Genomic DNA, 15789 nt, shown 5'->3' with positions numbered 1-15789 from the left:
CGTGTCTAGCATGGCGACCATGACGAAGACGCAGGTGGGGGCGGCCGGGCGGCTGCTGCGCGCGATGGTCGGGGCTGGCCAGGAGGCGGAGGACGCGGGTCCGGGGAGTGGTGCGGCGCTGCGCGTGGTGGAGCGGGCGCGGCCCGCGCGCTCGGTGGCTGCCAAGGTCGCCGCTGCGGGTGGAGTCGACGACGAGGCGTCCGCCTGCCTCAAGCAGTTGGCGGAGCGTCATCTCGGTGCGGACGGGACCCGCTGGCGAGGGCTGCACGACGCACTCGTCGGGTACGGCGGCAGCCTGCCCGAGCTGCTCGCCGCGCCGCCGGTGCCGCCGGAGTCCGACGACACGCTCCGGCCGCCCGCGCCCCGCAGTGTCCACCGCACGCTCGGCCTGCTCCTCGAGCACGCGGAGCCGCGTCACGCCGCCGCCGCGTTCGCCGCCCTGCCCGAACGGGTGACGACGGAGCTGCTGGCCGGCGGGACTCACCCGGCGCCCACCCTCGTCGCCGCCGTCGTCGAGCACGGCGACACGCGCACCCGGGCGGCCCTGGCCCGCCATCCCCGGCTCGACACCCGGGTCCTGGCTCGGCTGGTCGCGGTCGGCGACGCCCAGGTCGCCGCAGCCGTCTACCGCAACCCGCGCACCACGCAGTCCCTGCGCCGCACGATCGTGGACCGGCTCGACACCGTTCCGCTCGACAACGCTCTGCGCGCCGAGCTGACGGCGCCGCACGGCCAGGTCCCGCGCACCTGGCTCGCCCCGCTGCTCGGCTCGGGCGACCCGCAGCTCGTGGTGCCGGCGCTGCGGTGCGGCGTGCGCCAAGTCGCCCGGCAGTACGCGCTGCTGCGGATCTGGGAGCGCAGCGGTCCGGACGCCGTACGCGCCCTCCTCGACGATCCCGCCGCAGCCGCCTGGCTCAGCCGGACCGTCGTGGACACGGTCAGCGAGGCCCTGGCCGCCCCGGACGGCGACGGGCCGCACCGGCTGCGCGCGCGGTGCGAGCCGTACGAGGATCCGGCCCGGCTGCCCGCGCTGCTCGCCACCGCCCGGGGCACCAGCACCCTGCGCGACCTCCTGTCCGAGCCGTACGCCCACGATCTCGACGCCCTCACCGAGGCGCATGCCGCGACTCCGTTCATGCCCAAGGCCTGCGAGGAGCTGGCCCGTCACGAGGCGGCGAGCGACGCACAGCGCGAGGCGTTCCGGCTGAGTGTCCTCAACGAGCCGTGGCGGGCCGCGGGCCGTCGCGCGGGGAACACCACGCCGCCCGCGCGGCGCCTCACCGAGGAGGAACTCGACGACAGCGCCGCCGTCTGGGCGGAGGGCATGGCAGTGGCGGGGTACCTCGATCCGGTCGAGCTGATCGCCACCGCGCGCCCTGCCGTCCACGCCCTGGCCGCGCTCGCCCGCCTCGCCGAACGAGACCTGCTGGGCACGGCGGCGGTCGCCGAGTTGAGGGCATTGACGCAGACGCATCTGGGGGAGCGGGAGCGAGCCTGGGACGTGCTCGACGTCCTGCTGCCAGAGCACAGGGGAACGGTCGCGGAGCTGATCGCCACGGCAGGGAAGGCCGGGGGCGTGACCGCTGCGCCGGAACCACCGGCCGAGCCCGACAGGCCGGTCCGGGCCGAACCACCGGCCGAGGGCGCCGCCGAGCCCCGGTCCGCGGCCGAGCCCGTACCACCGGCCTCGGAACCCGCCGTGCCACCGGCCTCGGAACCTGCCGTACCGCCGACCTCGGAACCCCCATCCCGACGGCCTCCGCACCGGCGCGAGCGCATGCACGCTCTGGCCGCGCTCGACCTGCTGTACTCCCTCGCCCCGGACGGTGCGCCCCGACCGAAGGACCCCGAGGTGCTGCGCGCACTGACCATGTACGAGCCGGCGACCGCGCCCGGCCTCGCCACCCCTCGCTGGTTCGCCCTCGCCTGCGCCGCCCACGGCATCCCCGCCTCACGGGACGGCGTCGTGTATGAGGCGCCCCACCTCGCTGAGGTGCGTGCGCGACTCCCCGAGACGTACGGATCCGGCGCGCAGCACATCGAACGCGCCTACGTCCAGGGCGTCCTGCCCGCCGACGAGCTGCTCTCCCTGCTGCCCGCCCGGCGCCTGCTCCTGCTGCCGTACGACTGGCGGCGGCTCGCGTTCGCCGAAGCGTGGCGGGCCGCGCTCGCCCGGCGGCTGCGCGCCGAACTCGGCACCGACCCCGACGCCTGGCTCCGCCTGGCCGCGACCGTGACGGCATCCGAAGCCGCCTCGGAGAATCCGACCTGGGCGCAGTTGCTGGAGCGCGCGCAATCCGGTGCGAGCCCTGAAGACCGCCCGGGAACCTCCATCGGCAGGCCCAGGCCGACCACGCCCGACGAGGCCATCAAGCTGCTGGAGCGCGGCGACCATCTGTGGGCCTGGCCGGAGGGCACCCTGCTCTGCCTCGCCGACTCCGAGGTGGTCGACGCCGTGCTGCCCCGGCTCGGCCCCGACGCACCCTGGCTGCTCGCCGCGTATCTGCTGCGCCACGACCGCACACCCCGCGCCGTCCTCGACCGGCTGCTCACGGACCGCGACCACGACGCGCTGCGCGTCCTCGCCGCCCAGTCGCGCTGGATGAAGCGCAGCGGCGCGGTGGAGCGCCTGGTCGAGCTCGACGACCCCGAGGTCGACCTCGCCCTGCTGCGGCACTGGAATCCCCGGCCCGTCGTCCAGCGGATCGTGACCCGGTCCCGGCCCGACGCCGGACGGCCGTCCCTGGGCGCCCGGGTGCTCGCCGACTGGCGTGCCGGGAATGCCGCGCGGCCGGCCGGCGGTCTGATGTGGCTGTGCTCCGCCGAACCCGACCTCGTGCAGGAACTGCTGGAAAGAGAGGGCTCACGGCTCGGCCTCGGGCATCAACTGCTCGGCTGCGTGCGCCTGCTCGAGCATGGCGGCGCCGACCGGCTGGCGCGGCTCGTGGGACGCGACGTGCTGGGACGCTCCGCCACCACCGTATGCGCGAAGGCCCTGGCGTCCGCCGACCCCGCCGCCGTCCTCCGCGCCCGGCTGGAGCGCGAACTGGCGCCGGAGAAGCTCGTCAGGAAGCTGAGGCGCGCCCGGCACGCCGCGCACGCACGCGACCTCGTCGAGTCCCGCCCGCCGGGCGAGCCCGTGGACTGGGCCGCTCTCGAGGCCGCCCACGCCCAGGAACCGCTCCCGTACTGGCAGGACATCGTCCGCCTGGACGGCGTCCCCGAGGACGTGAGACTACGGCATGCGGCGCTGCTGCCCGAGCCGGGCCCCGACGGCCTGCCCGGCAGCGCGCGGCTCACCCGGGAGCGGGCCCGGCACGGGCTCGGCGGCCAGTTCCACTGCGCGCCGACCACCCAGCTGGACGGGCTGCTCACGGCGGGGCTGCTCGACGGCGCAGACCTGGTGCGCCTCGCTGCTCCGGCCGCGCTCCTGCTCGCCTACCTGGGCGCCGCCGCCCGCCGCACGGACGCCCCGCCCCAGGCCGCCGAGGCCCGCACGCTCCTCGCGGACCTCGTGCGCGCCCGACTCGGCACGGACCCGACAGCCTGGGGCCGGGTCGCCGAGCGGCTGACCGGCCTGGACCCCGAGTGGGATCCGAACTCGACGGTGGAGGCGCTGCTCGCCGCCTAGTACGGCAACCACCGTCGCAGTACCGGGCCCGCGACCGGCCGGCCAAGCGTCCCAAGCCGACACCGACCACCACCGGCCGTCGGGCGGGACCGGATTCAGCCCCGCTTGACCGCCCGCAGCACCACGAACTTCGGGTCGCTCGCGACGACCTCGCTGTTGCCGAACAGCCGCCGCAGCTTCACGTGGTAGCCGAGATGCCGGTTGCCGACGACCCACAGCTCGCCGCCCGGTCGCAGCACCCGCCGGGCGCCGCTGAACATCCGCCAGGCCGTGGTGTCCGTCGTGGCCTGGTGGGAGTGGAACGGCGGGTTGTTGAGGACGATGTCGACGCTGTCGGACGCCACCCCGGCCAGTCCGTCGCCCACCCGGAACTCGGCGTGCCCGGGCACCCCGTTGGCCCGGTAGGTGGCCTCCGCGGACGCCACCGCCTGGAACGACTCGTCCACGAACAGCACCTCGGCCTGCGGATCGGCCAGCGCCACCGCCGTACCGACGACCCCGTTGCCGCAGCCCAGGTCCACCACCCGCCGCGCCCCGCGGGTCTCGGGGAGATGCCCGAGGAAGAACCGGGTGCCGATGTCGAGCCGGTCCGCGCAGAACACCCCCGCGTGGTTGACGACCGTACGCCCGGAGACGGGCCCGATCCCGTCGGGCAGCGCGTAGCGGTACGGCCACGGGTTCTCGGGACGGGACAGCGACGGGTCCGGCGTGCAGAAGATCAGGCGCGCCTTCTGCTCGGCCGGCGAGGTCCGGGTCGGGCCGACGATCCGCTCGAAGAGCCGCAGCGTCGAGGTGTGGATCTCCTTCACCATGCCGGTGCCGACGACCACCGAGTCCGCGTGCAGCGCGGGCGCCAGCCGCGACAGCTGGTCCTCCAGCAGCGCCAGGCTCTTCGGCACCCGCACCAGCAGCACGTCGATCCGCTCGGGCGGTGCGTCCTGCGTGGTGAGCAGCCGCACGGTGCCCGGCTGCACCCCGGCCCGCGCAAGGTTCGCCCGGGTCGCCTCCTGGGCGAGGAAGGAGTCGGTGATCTGCGTCGGCCCGTGCTCCGCGAGCGCCGTCGCCAGCGCGCCCCACCGGTCGCCGACGATCACGACCGTACCGGTGAGCGGCGCTTCCCGGGCCGCGAGATGCCGCAGCAGATACGCGTCGGAGGCGTCCCAGGCCCGCAGCCTCTCGCGCGGGTCCTCGGGGAAACGGGTGAGCGCCAGCTCGCCCCAGGGGGTCGTCATACGGTCGTTCATCGTGTGTCAACCCTAGCCGAGCCGCAGCTCAGGGCCGGTGGGGGAGGATGGACGGCATGGACGCCGAGCTGTTCCCTCGAGCCCGCGCGCACGTCGCGCCGGACGCGGTGCACGTCCCGGACTGGCTGGATCCGGACGGTCAGCGCGCGCTGCTGGCGGCCTGCCGGGACTGGGCGCGCCCGCCCGCCGGCCTGCGCACGGTGCACACCCCGGGCGGCGGCACCATGACCGCCCGCCAGGTCTGCCTCGGCTGGCACTGGTACCCGTACGCCTATGCCCGCACGGTCGTCGACGGCGACGGCGCGCCCGTGAAACCGTTCCCCGCGTGGCTGGACGCCCTGGCCCGGCGCGCCGCGCGGGAGGCACTCGGCCGGGAGACACCGCCGTACGACATCGCCCTGATCAACTTCTACGACGGTGACGCCCGCATGGGCATGCACCGCGACGCCGACGAGCGCTCCGACGCGCCGGTGGTGTCCCTGAGCCTCGGCGACAGCTGCGTCTTCCGGTTCGGCAACACCGAGACCCGCACCCGCCCGTACACGGACGTCGAGCTGCGCAGCGGTGACCTGTTCGTGTTCGGCGGGCCCTCCCGGCTCGCCTACCACGGCGTGCCGCGCGTGCACCCGGGGACGGCGCCGCCCTGGCTGGGACTGCGGGGACGGCTCAACGTGACGCTGCGCGTGAGCGGCTTCCCGACGGCCGGCTGACCGGCGGATCATGGGAGACTCACTCTCATGAGCGGCAAGGCTGACCCCCGGCCGGCGGGGGAAGGGACCACCTCGAGGGCGCGGTTGGACCGGGGGCGCGGTGCGCTCGGACCCGCGCTGGAGCTCGTGCACACCGGACGGGCGCCCACGCGTGCCGTGCTCACCGCCGAACTCGGCGTCACCCGCGCCACGGCCGGCGCGGTCGCCGCCGAGCTGGAGGCCCTCGGCCTGATCCGGGTCGACGCCCGGCCCGGTGCCGCCGCGGGTTCCCAGGGCCGCCCCTCGCACCGACTGCGGCTCGCCGAGGACGGGCCCGTCGCGCTCGCCGCGCAGGTGCACGCCGACGGCTTCCGGGCCGCCCTCGTCGGGCTCGGCGGCCGGATCGTCGCCACCGCGCCCGGCTGCGAGACCGTCGACGCCGACCCGGCCAAGGTGCTCGGCTCGGTCGTCGAGGCGGGCGCCGAGCTGCTGCGGCAGACCGGGCGGCGCTGCGTGGGTGCCGGACTCGCGGTGCCGTCCGCCGTCGCCGAGCCGGAGGGCCTGGCGCTCAACCCGCTCCACCTGGCCTGGCCGGCGGGCGCGCCGGTACGGGAGATCTTCGCCGAGTGCGTGCGCGCCGCCGGCCTCACCGGACCGGCCTTCGCCGCCAACGACGTCAACCTCGCCGCGCTCGCCGAGCACCGGCACGGCGCCGGGCGCGGCGCCCGCGACCTGCTGTGCGTGGCCACCGGGCACCGCGGTGTCGGCGGCGCGCTGGTGCTCGACGGGCGCCTGCACTCCGGCAGTTCGGGCCTCGCCCTGGAGGTCGGCCACCTCACCGTCAACCCCGAGGGCCGCCCCTGCCACTGCGGCAGCCGCGGCTGCCTCGACGTCGAGGCCGACCCGCTGGCCCTGCTCACCACCGCGGGCCGCGCGCCCGGACCCGAGGTGTCGCTGCTCCAGCAGGCCAACGACCTGCTGCGCGAGGAGTACGACGACCCGGCCGTCCGCACGGCCGCCGAGGCGCTGATCGACCGGCTGGGCCTGGGCCTCGCCGGGCTGGTCAACATCCTCAACCCGGACCGGATCATCCTCGGCGGCCTGCACCGCACCCTCCTCGACACGGACCCCGACCGCCTGCGCGCCGTCGTCGCCGACCGCAGCTTGTGGGGCCGGAGCGGCGGGGTCCCGATCCTGCCCTGCACCCTCGACCACAACAGCCTGGTCGGCGCGGCGGAACTGGCGTGGCAGCCGGTACTGGACGACCCGCTCGGGGCCCTGTCGGGCTGACGCCCGGCCCCGGCCTCAGAGGAACCCCGGCCTCAGAGAGAACCCGGCCTCAGAGGGACGCGCCGCCGTCGACCACGAGATCGGTGCCGACCAGGGAGGCGGCGTCGTCGGACGCCAGATAGAGCACCGCCTGCGCCACCTCCTCCGTGGCGGCCACCCGGCCCAGCGGCGACTGCTCCTTCATCCGTACGGCCCGCTCCTCCTCGGTCTCGCCCGGCAGGAGCGACATGGCCGTGTCGGACGCCCCGGGGCTGACCGCGTTGATCCGCACCCCCTCGCCGATGTGGTCCAGGGCGGCGCCCCGGGTGAGCGAGGTGACGGCCGCCTTGGTCGCGGCGTAGGCGGTGGTGCCGTTCACTTGCCGGTGCACGCCCAGGTTGGAGGCGACGTTGACGATCGTGCCGCCGCCCGGCTGGGTGCGCATCCACCGGATCTCGGCCGCCATGGCGAGGAAGACGCCGGTGACGTTGACGTCCCAGACGGTCCGCCAGTCCTCCTCGGACATCTCGGGCAGCGGCCCGCCGCGGAAGACGCCCGCGTTGTTGACGGCGACGTCGAGCGAGCCGAACCGGTCGACGGCGGTCCGGACCAGAGCGGCCACGTCGTCGGCGCGGCTCACGTCGGCGGTGTACGCGAGCGCCGTACCGCCGGCCGCCTCGATCAGCGCGACGGTCTCGTCGAGCGCCGCCAGGCGCCGCCCGGCGACGACGACCCGGGCTCCCTCGGCCGCGAACGCCAGGGCGGTGGTCCGGCCGATGCCGGACCCGGCGCCGGTGACGAGGACGGTGCGGTCGGTGAAACGCTTACGGGACATGGTGAACTGCCTTTCGTATCAAGGGATCACGTCGATCGGGTCGGTGGTGTCGATCGGGTCGGTGGTCAGGAGCGCGCGAGGCGCAGCAGTGGGACGGCGAGCGCGAACAGCCCGGCCGCCACGGCGAGGCTCGCCCGGTCGCCGCCGGTGGCCAGCAACAGGGCGAGGACGAGGGTCGGCCCGACCTCCATCGCGGTGTTGTGCACCCCGCCGGCGAGGCCGGTCCGGGCGGCGGGCACCCGGTCGGTGGCGAGCACGGCCGCCCCGGCGAACGCGGCGGCGGCCCCGGCGGGCAGCAGCACCAGGCCGGGCAGTACGCCGTAGCCGTACGGGATTCCGGCGTCGAACCCGGTGAGCGCGAGCAGCCCGAGCCCCGCGGCACCCGCGGCCAGCCCGCCGCCGGTCACCGCGCCGGGCCCGCGCCACGCGACGAGCCGCCCCGCCAGCCGTCCGCACACGACGAGCACCACGGCGAACGGCACGAACGCCGCCGAGGCGGACAACGCCGACCAGCCGCGCTCCTGCTGGAGATGGAGGGAGAAGAGCACGAAGACGGTGCTGGTCCCGGCCGCCGTCAGCGCCGTGGCGACGAGTCCCAGCGCCCGCCGCGCGTCGCGCAGGAACCCCGGCGGCAGCAGCGGGTCGGTCGTACGCCGCTCCACGACCGGGAACACCGCGAGCAGCGCCCCGCCCGCGAGCAGCGGTCCCATCACGTGCGCCGAGGTCCAGGGATGGGCGTCGGTGAGGACGAGTCCGTAGCTGACGGCCACGATGCCCGCCGTCGCGAGCAGCGCGCCCGGCAGGTCGAGGCGGGGCCGGCGGGCGTGGTGGGTGTCGGAGGTGTCGCGGGCCTGTGGCCCGTCGGCCGGGAGCAGGCGCGGCGCCAGCGGCAGGGCCAGGACCGTGACGGCGAGCGGTGCCGCGAAGGCCCAACGCCAGGACAGCAGCGCCGAGATGACGCCGGAGAGCAGGTTGCCCGCCGTGGCGCCGAGCACCGACAACCCGCCCCAGGTCGCCATCGCGCGCCGGTAGGCGGGCGGTGCGGGGAACAGGGTGCGCAGTACGGTCATGGCGGCCGGCGCGACCAAAGCGGCACCGGCGCCCTGCGCGAACCGGGCTGCGAGCAGCGGCGGATACCCCGGGGCGAGCGGCGCGGCGACCGAGGCCGCGCCGAACAGCAGCAGACCCGCGAGCAGGGTCCGCCGCCCGCCGTACCGGTCGGCGAGACGGCCTCCGAACAGCAGCAGCCCGGCGAAGGCGAGCCCGTAGGACGCGCTCAGCAGGATCAGCTCCTCGCGCGCCAGCCCGAAGCGGCGGCCGATCTCGGGCAGGGGCACCGCGACGGCGGCCAGCGTGAAGATCAGAGTGACCTGTAAGGAGCCGAGCAGCGCGAAGGCCGAGCGCGTGGCACGCACACGGCCGGGGCCGGCCTCAGTGGCGTCGACCGCGGTCATTAGTCCCCCCTCCTGCTTGGTCATGCGCCTCCTCTTTCTGGATCGATCGGTCAAGTATCAGGGCGGCGAAAAGCGACCGCCCCGGAGGGCGACCGGATCGTTCGGGGCCGGCTCAGTCCAGCAGCGCGAGCGCCTGCTCGGCCGCGTCCCGCACCCGCGCCGGATCGCTCGACGCCTTGCCGACCACGCGCAGCCCCTGCATCAGCACGAGCAGCATCCGGGCCAGCGCCCGCGGATCGCGCTCCTCGGGCAACTCGCCCTGGGCCTGGGCGCGCACCAGCGCCGAGTGCAGCAGGGTCTCCACGTGCTCCCAGCTCAGCTCGACCCGCCGGGCCGCGGCGGTGTCGTGCGGGGCCAGCTCGGCCGCCGTGTTGGTGATGAAACACCCGGCCGCGCGGCGGGCGTCGTCCATGGCCTCGGCCGCGAACCGCCGGACGACCGTGCGCACGGCGGGCAGGGCGGGCCCCGGCTGGGACAACTCGTGCAGCAGCAAGGGGTTCTGGGACTGGCCGTACCGGTCGAGCGCCTTCAGGTACAGATCGCGCTTGTTGCCGAAGGTGGCGTAGATGCTGGCGCGCCCGATCCCGAGGTGCTCGACGAGGTCCGCCATGGACGTCGCCTCGTACCCCCGCTGCCAGAACAGTTCGAGGGCCGACTGCAGAACGGCGTCCGGATCGAATTCCTTGCTCCTCGCCATGCCGTGACCCTAGGCGATTCAAGAACGAGCGGTCAAGTATGGAAGGGGAGTCGGTACGCGAGGCGGGTGCCGGTCGGCCCGTCGGCCCATCGCGTCCCCGCGCGACCTGGTGCTCAGGACGCCCAGTCCACCGCGAACGCCCGGCCGGGATTCTCCGTGAGCACCCGCGCGACCAGCTCCGGCCCCAGCTCGGCCTCCAGCCTCGGCCGTACCCGGCGCAGCAGATACGGCATCCCGGGGCCGCCGTGGACCGAGCGGGCGGCGGACGTCGTGGTGTCACCGCCGAGGAGCAGCCGGTCGGCGAACCCGGCGTCGGCGAGCCGCCGCACGGCGTCCGGCATCCGCCAGTCCGTGGCGTGGTGCGCCCGCGAGGGCCCGTCGAAGGCCAGATACGCGCCCGACTCGGCGGCCTGGCGGTGGGTGACCGGGTCGGGGGAGCGGTTGAGGTGCCCCAGGATCACCCGGTGCGGCGGCACATCCGACTCGCCGCACAGCAGGTCCAGTACGTCGAGCGCGCCCGTGCCCAGCTCCAGGTGGACGGCGACGGGCGCGCCGGTCGCGTGGTGGGCCTCGGCCGCCGCGGTCATGGTCCAGCGGGCGTGCGCGTCCAGCGCGTGGAACCCGCCCGCCACCTTGATCAGCCCCGCCCGCACGCCCGACGCGCCGATGCCCTCGGTGAGTTCGGCGACGAAGACCTCCGCGAGCCGCCCGCGCAGCCCGTCCAGCGTGGCGTCGTCGTAGTGCGCGGCCTGGTGCAGTCCGGTCGCCGCGACCACACGCACCCCGGTCTCCCGGGACAGCCCCGGCAGCTCGGCCGCCCGCCGTCCCATGCCGTACGGCGTCCACTGCACCACGCTGCCGCCGCCCACCGCGCGGAACGCGGCCAGCTCCGCGCGGGCCGCGGACACGTCCCGCAGCTCCTGGCCGGGGAGTTGAGGGCTGGTCAGGAACAGATGGTCGTGCGCGTCGCAGACGCCCAGCTGCCCGGGGAGTACGTCCCCGAGCACCGTACGGACCCGGCTCACCACTGCCGGCCCCGCGGCAGCCGTGCCCGCTCCGGCGCCGACAGATGCAGCACCCGGAACACGTCGCCGTCCGCCTCGGGGGTGTCGCCCGCCCAGAGCGAGAAGAGGACCAGCTCCCAGCGGGCGGTGTCCACGGCCGCCGCCGCGCAGACCGCGCCGTCCCGCACCGCGAGCCGTGCGGTCTCGCGCACCGCCTCCTCGGCGGCTTCGCCGGCCACGGCACCCTCCGGAACCGGCCGGCGCTCGCGCACCGCGACCCGCGCAGGCGCACCGGCGGCGCCGCCCTCGTCGTAGGCGAGACCCGTCCACTGCCGTACGACGGGCCGGCCGAAATCGTCGCTGAGTCCTTGGAAACCGCCGCCCCAGAGGAAGGAGTTCATGCCCCGCACGGTGTTCCACAGATAGAACGGCGCGTACTGGTTGACCGGCGAGCCCCACACCCCGCGCTCCCGCATCAGATACGCCTTGAAGCCCAGCCCCTCCCAGTCGTCGAGGGCGTGTCCGACGCGGGCGACGCGCGCGCGGACGACGTCCATGTCGTAGTCGGCGGGCAGGGTGACCTCGTACTGCATCGCGTGCACCGGACGGCTCCTCAGGCGGTGGGTTCGGCGGGCGGCGCGAGGAGGGCGAGCAGGCCGCGCACCCCCGCGTCGAAGGCGGACGGGAGCCCGGAGGCGCGGGCGAGCACGTAACCGCCCTGGACGGTCGCGACGATCGTCGCCGCGACCGCCTCGGCGTCGAGGCCGGGCGCGAACTCGCCCCGCTCTCGCCCCTCCTCGACGATCCCGGCGAGCCGCTCGCGCAGCCAGTCGAGCGTCTCGTCCACGGGGGCGCGCAGCTCGTCGCTGGCGATGACGTCCGGGTCCATGGTCAGCCGTCCGACCGGGCAGCCGCGCAGCACGTCGCGCTCGCGCCGCAGATACCCCGCGATCCGCTCGTACGGCGTCCCCGGCCCGCCGAGCACGGCCTCGGCGGTGGCCCGCGTCTCCTCGGCCGTCCGCCGGATCGCGGCCAGCGCGAGATCCGGCTTGCCCTTGAAATGGTGGTACATGCTGCCCTGTCCGGCGCCCGCCCGCTCCAGGATCGCCTTGGGGCTCGTGCCCACGTAGCCGCGCTCCCAGAGCAGCTCACGGGTGGCGTCGATCAGTCGCTCCGAGGTGCTCATGAAGTGACTGTACATACTGGTAGTTACAGAAGTCGAGCGCTTTCGCTCCAACGAGTGCCTTCCCCGCGCCTTCACCCGACGGGCGCGTCTACCCGAGGGGCGCGTCTACGAGGGGCGCGTCGACGAGGGGCGCGTCTGGCCGACGGGCGCATTCATCCGACTTCACCCGACGGGCGCGCCGAACCACCTCCGCATCCGGTCGAGCAGTTCCCGCGGGTCCTCTCCGGCCCAGGCCACATGGCCGTCCGGCCGCAGCAGCACCCCGGGCACGTCCAGCTCCTCGCTGACGTCGACGACGTGGTCGACCCGGTCCGCCCAGCCCGCCACCGAGAGCCGGCCGGTCTGGTCCAGCAGCAACCCGCGGCCGGTGCGCGTCAACTCGTAGAGACGGCCCCGCTTCAGAGGCAGGTCCCGCATCCGCCGGCCGAGCAGTTCGTGGCCCTCGCCGAAGTCGTAGCGGACGTCGACCGCGGTGATCATCCCGGTCACGTACCGGCTCACCTCCTCGAAGTCCATCAGCCGCGTGAACAGCTCCCGCAGCGCGGTCGCGCCCGGATCGGTGCCCATCAGCGCGATCTGCGCGCGGGTGTTCCGCAGCACACGGGCGGCCACCGCGTGCCGTTCGGCGTGGTAGCTGTCCAGCAAGTCCGCCGGTGCCCAGCCGGCCACCGCGGCGGCCAGCTTCCAGCCGAGGTTGAACGCGTCCTGCACACCGATGTTGAGCCCCTGCCCGCCGGCAGGCGGGTGGATGTGCGCCGCGTCCCCGGCGAGCAGCACCCGGCCGACCCGGTAACGCTCGGCCTGCCGGGTGGCGTCGCCGAACCGGGACAGCCAGCGCGGCGCGTGCGCGCCGAAGTCGGTACCTGCGACGGCGTGCAGCTGCCGCCGGAACTCCTCCAGAGTCGGCGGCGCCGTCCGCTCCTCGTGCACCCCGTCGGCGGGCACGACGACGCGGTACATCCCGTCCCCGAGCGGGGCGGCACCGAACCGCAGCTGGGTCCTGCGGACCTCCGTGACCACGGCGTCGATCGTCTCCGGATCCTCGGTCAACGCCATCTCGCCCAGCAGCGTCTCCACCGTGGCGGGCTCGCCGGGGAAGCCGACGCCGAGCCGCTTGCGGACCGTGCTGCGCCCGCCGTCGCACCCGACGAGATAGCGCGAGCGCAACCGCGTACCGTCCGCCAGCTCGACGCTCACACCCTCCTCGTCCTGAGCCAGCCCGACCACCTCGCAGCCGCGCCGGATCTCGGTCCCCAGCTCCAGGGCCCGCCCGTTGAGCAGCCGCTCGGTGACCGGCTGCGGCGTGGCCAGGCCGTACGGGTGAGCGGTGTCCAACCGCTCCGGCCACGGCTTGGTGATCCCGCCGAAGAGGCCGCCCACCTGGAACTTCTCACTGACCGCCAGGAACCGGTCCAGCAGACCGCGCATGTCCATCACCTCGACGCTGCGCGCGTGCAGGCCCTGCCCGCGCGACTGCTCGGTCGGCTCGGCCAGCCTCTCCAGCACCACCACCCGCACACCGTGGAGCCGCAGTTCACTCGCCAGCATCAGCCCGGTCGGCCCGCCCCCGACCACGACCACGTCGATCATCCCCACACCCCGTTTCTCCCGCGCACTCCGGTCCAGGCCGGAGATTCTGCGCGACGACCGGGGCCTTGCCGCAAGCCCCCCGGTGCGCTATACGTTGAGAGTGGCAAGGAGTACGTGACTCCTTGCCTTCGTCGTTTTCCGCGGCTTTCTGGCTTCTTGCTACTCCCGACGAAGTACGCCCACTGCCGCCGGCCGTATGACGCCCCGCCCCCCTCCCCGGAGTCAGGCTCGACTCATCACCCTCTCCGGCCCAGCCGGACGAACCGACTCGGGAGACGACCCACGATGCAGACCCTGGCCCACCTCGGCGACGCCGGCCCCGGCGCCTGGATCCTCTTGACGCCCCTCCTCTGGGCAGCCGTGATGATCGCCGCCATCACCCTCCTGCGCCGCACCGCGTGGCACCGCGCCACCCCTTGGCGCCCTGCCTCCACCGACCACCCCTCACCCCTCACCGTCCTCGGCCGCCGCTTCGCCTCCGGCGAGATCGACGAGGAGGAGTACTGGCGCCGACTGTCGGTCCTCGAGGAGCAGTTCGGCCGTGGGGGAGGGGGGAAGTGACGGCGCCGATGGGGGAGGGGCCGTGCCCGGGGGCGCCCGGCGGAAAGAGGGCGCCAAGGGCCCACGCCCCCGCGGCGCCGCACCCTACTGGCGTCACTCGGTGCGGCCAGGGCGCAGCCCTGGGGGCAGGCCCCGCCTGGAAGCACAGGCCCCGCCTGCAGCGCACGCCCCGCTCGGAAGCCCACCCCGGTCCGAAGTGCACGCCCGCCCCGCAGGGCAGCCCCGCTTGGTGGGCACGCCCGGTCCGGAGGGCAGCCCCGCCTGGTGGGCACGCCCGGTCCGGAGAGCAGCCCGCCTGCAGCGCACGCCCCGCTCGGAAGCCCACCCCGGTCCGAAGTGCACGCCCGCCCCGCAGGGCAGCCCCGCCTGGTGGGCACGCCCGCCCGAAACGCCACCCGCCCGAAGCGCACCCCACCCTGAAAGGGCACGCGCTTCCGAAGCGCGCGCCCCTCACCGCCCGATCAACCGGGAACGGCCGACCGGGCGGGAGCGGGAGCGGGTCGGCGTGCGTCGACGGGCTCCGTGCCGCCGACGGGCTCGACCTCGGGGAAGCGGTGGACGGGGGCCTCCGCGTCCGTGCGGCGCGGCGGGCGGGGGGAGGGCTCGGTGTCCGTGCGGCGCGGCGGGCGCGGGGGTGCCTTGCGGGTGGGAGACGGCGTCGGCAGGGTGAACCAGACGACCTTCCCCTGCTCGCCGTCCGGCCGCGCACCCCAGCTCTCGCTGACCGCCGCCACCATCGCGAGCCCGCGCCCGCAGGTGGCCAGCGACTCGGCGTCCCCGACCACCGGGAGGCGGGGATCGTGGTCGCGCACCGAGACCTTCAGCCGGTCGAGCAGCAGCTCGATCTCCACGGTGCACATCTTGTCGGGCTGGGCGTGACGGTGGACGTTGGTGAGCAGTTCGGTCACACCGAGCAGAGCCCGGTCTATCAAGGCGTCCATATGCCAGTAGCGCAACTGCGCAGAAACGATTCTGCGGACCTGGCCGATCCGCGACGGCAGGGCTTGGAGCTCCACCGTGCAGTGTCTGCTTGGGTAACTGATCACGGCTGCGACTCCCCGACGTGAGGTCCGGAAGAACACGGAGTTCGGATCCAGCAGGGAGCCCGCGTGAAACGGCCGCCTGCTGTCGTGCCCGGCGGGCTGGTTCGCAGCGTTATCGCCGGTAAACCCAGAGTGACGTGAGACCAGCGTGACCCAGGGGGTGCGGTGGCGCAACTCACAGACGTCCCCGTCATCTCACTCGCCGCGACCCGCCGCCCGGCGTACCGCCTCGATGAACCGGCCCACCGCGGGCGGCCCCGGCTCACCCGGCGCCGGGTCGTGCTCGCCCAGGGTGAGCAGATACCGCTTGCCGTTCAGGTCGGCGAGAGCCCGCCCGTCGGAACCGAACCACGGCCGCGACGCCCGCACCGCCTGCACCGGCGCGCTGTCGATCTCGCTGCCGTAGCTGGTCAGCAACTCCAGCCGGCCGCGCCTGATCCGGACCTGACCGGCCCGGGTGAGCGAGCGCAGCCCCTTGCCGATCCGCACGCCCGTGGCCGTGAACTCCGGCTCCGCCATGCCCTCAACGCCCCCTTGTCGCGTCGTCACGCGTGGGCCCGACCGGGCGGCATCACCCCGCCCCCGG

General features: G+C 74.9%; 14 protein-coding genes. 4 read left to right on the top strand and 10 right to left on the bottom strand.

The window, feature by feature from the left end:
• The first annotated feature begins 19 nt into the window (after positions 1 to 19).
• Complete coding sequence (locus ACIG0D_RS29130; RefSeq protein WP_399806579.1) at positions 20 to 3631, top strand: hypothetical protein; 3612 nt, start codon at positions 20 to 22, stop codon at positions 3629 to 3631.
• 95 nt (positions 3632 to 3726) lie between these two features.
• Here ACIG0D_RS29130 and ACIG0D_RS29125 read toward each other — a convergent pair whose 3' ends face one another.
• Positions 3727 to 4863 carry a methyltransferase gene (locus ACIG0D_RS29125; RefSeq protein ID WP_399806800.1) on the bottom strand — a complete coding sequence of 379 codons (1137 nt, stop codon included), beginning with the start codon at positions 4861 to 4863 and terminating at the stop codon, positions 3727 to 3729.
• A gap of 68 nt (positions 4864 to 4931) precedes the next feature.
• On the opposite strand from ACIG0D_RS29125, the gene ACIG0D_RS29120 reads away from it, so the two are divergent.
• The gene (locus ACIG0D_RS29120) at positions 4932 to 5585 is read left to right on the top strand and encodes an alpha-ketoglutarate-dependent dioxygenase AlkB family protein (RefSeq protein ID WP_399806576.1); all 654 of its coding nucleotides are present in this window, start codon (positions 4932 to 4934) and stop codon (positions 5583 to 5585) included.
• 27 nt (positions 5586 to 5612) lie between these two features.
• The gene (locus tag ACIG0D_RS29115; RefSeq protein WP_399806573.1) at positions 5613 to 6854 is read left to right on the top strand and encodes an ROK family protein; all 1242 of its coding nucleotides are present in this window, start codon (positions 5613 to 5615) and stop codon (positions 6852 to 6854) included.
• Positions 6855 to 6903: 49 nt separating this feature from the next.
• Here ACIG0D_RS29115 and ACIG0D_RS29110 read toward each other — a convergent pair whose 3' ends face one another.
• The 7 genes from ACIG0D_RS29110 to rox all read right to left on the bottom strand — a co-directional run bounded on the left by ACIG0D_RS29110 (position 6904) and on the right by rox (position 13599).
• Positions 6904 to 7668, bottom strand: coding sequence for an SDR family NAD(P)-dependent oxidoreductase (locus ACIG0D_RS29110; RefSeq protein ID WP_399806570.1), 765 nt, complete (start codon positions 7666 to 7668; stop codon positions 6904 to 6906).
• Between the two features lie 65 nt (positions 7669 to 7733).
• Entirely contained in the window at positions 7734 to 9122 is a 1389-nt protein-coding gene (locus tag ACIG0D_RS29105; protein ID WP_399806568.1) for an MFS transporter, read from the bottom strand.
• 112 nt (positions 9123 to 9234) lie between these two features.
• Positions 9235 to 9819 (bottom strand): TetR/AcrR family transcriptional regulator, encoded by a 585-nt coding sequence (locus ACIG0D_RS29100; RefSeq protein WP_399806565.1) that lies wholly within the window; start codon positions 9817 to 9819, stop codon positions 9235 to 9237.
• A 113-nt stretch (positions 9820 to 9932) separates the two neighbouring features.
• Positions 9933 to 10844, bottom strand: a complete 912-nt coding sequence (locus ACIG0D_RS29095) for a phosphotriesterase (RefSeq protein ID WP_399806563.1) — start codon at positions 10842 to 10844, stop codon at positions 9933 to 9935.
• The gene (locus tag ACIG0D_RS29090; RefSeq protein WP_399806561.1) at positions 10841 to 11425 is read right to left on the bottom strand and encodes a DUF4865 family protein; all 585 of its coding nucleotides are present in this window, start codon (positions 11423 to 11425) and stop codon (positions 10841 to 10843) included. The genes ACIG0D_RS29095 and ACIG0D_RS29090 overlap by 4 nt, the downstream gene beginning before the upstream one ends.
• Before the next feature lie 11 nt (positions 11426 to 11436).
• A complete protein-coding gene (locus ACIG0D_RS29085) occupies positions 11437 to 12024 on the bottom strand; it encodes a TetR/AcrR family transcriptional regulator (RefSeq protein WP_399806558.1) in 588 nt (195 codons plus the stop codon).
• Positions 12025 to 12171: 147 nt separating this feature from the next.
• On the bottom strand, positions 12172 to 13599 hold the full coding sequence (gene rox, locus ACIG0D_RS29080; RefSeq protein ID WP_399806556.1) for a rifampin monooxygenase: 1428 nt from the start codon (positions 13597 to 13599) through the stop codon (positions 12172 to 12174).
• A 285-nt stretch (positions 13600 to 13884) separates the two neighbouring features.
• Between rox and ACIG0D_RS29075 the strand changes: the two genes are divergently transcribed.
• The gene (locus ACIG0D_RS29075) at positions 13885 to 14160 is read left to right on the top strand and encodes an SHOCT domain-containing protein (RefSeq protein WP_399806554.1); all 276 of its coding nucleotides are present in this window, start codon (positions 13885 to 13887) and stop codon (positions 14158 to 14160) included.
• 461 nt (positions 14161 to 14621) lie between these two features.
• Here the strand turns inward: ACIG0D_RS29075 and ACIG0D_RS29070 are convergent, their stop codons facing one another.
• Positions 14622 to 15206, bottom strand: coding sequence for an ATP-binding protein (locus tag ACIG0D_RS29070; RefSeq protein ID WP_399806552.1), 585 nt, complete (start codon positions 15204 to 15206; stop codon positions 14622 to 14624).
• A gap of 192 nt (positions 15207 to 15398) precedes the next feature.
• Positions 15399 to 15722, bottom strand: a complete 324-nt coding sequence (locus ACIG0D_RS29065; RefSeq protein ID WP_365766738.1) for a hypothetical protein — start codon at positions 15720 to 15722, stop codon at positions 15399 to 15401.
• Between the last annotated feature and the right edge of the window lie 67 nt (positions 15723 to 15789).

The organism is Streptomyces sp. NPDC052773, from assembly GCF_044547145.1.
Classification (GTDB): domain Bacteria; phylum Actinomycetota; class Actinomycetes; order Streptomycetales; family Streptomycetaceae; genus Streptomyces.
This window is presented reverse-complemented; position numbering and strand designations above follow the sequence as displayed.